This window comes from Halomonas sp. ND22Bw (assembly GCF_003011945.1).
Classification (GTDB): Bacteria; Pseudomonadota; Gammaproteobacteria; order Pseudomonadales; family Halomonadaceae; genus Halomonas; species Halomonas halophila.
Genome location: NZ_PXWD01000929.1, coordinates 1 through 270, shown reverse-complemented (window position 1 = coordinate 270; position 270 = coordinate 1). Strand labels below are relative to the sequence as shown.

Sequence of the window (270 nt, the reverse complement as noted above, 5' to 3'; positions counted from 1 at the left end):
CACCACCTGCAGTCCGCCGGTCGCGCGGTCCAGCAGGGTATTGATCAGCAGCGGCTGCAGGGTGTTGTGCACCAGCGCCGTGATGGCGCCCGGGCTGCGGCCGGGGTGTGCTTCACCGTAGCCGGTGATGCCTTCGGAGGTTTCGACGCGGATGATGATGCAGTCACGCTTGAGCGTGCTGCCGATGCCCATGGTGACGGTCTTGCCCTCGGGGAGGCGGTAGGACAGCGGCACGGCGGTGATGCGTGTGATCTTCAAGGGTTGTCTCCT

At 65.9% G+C, this 270-nt stretch carries 1 pseudogene; it reads right to left on the bottom strand.

Features of this window, described 5'->3' with window-relative positions:
- Positions 1 to 258 (bottom strand): annotated as a pseudogene (locus CVH10_RS20875) (hypothetical protein); the annotation flags it as partial.
- Between the last annotated feature and the right edge of the window lie 12 nt (positions 259 to 270).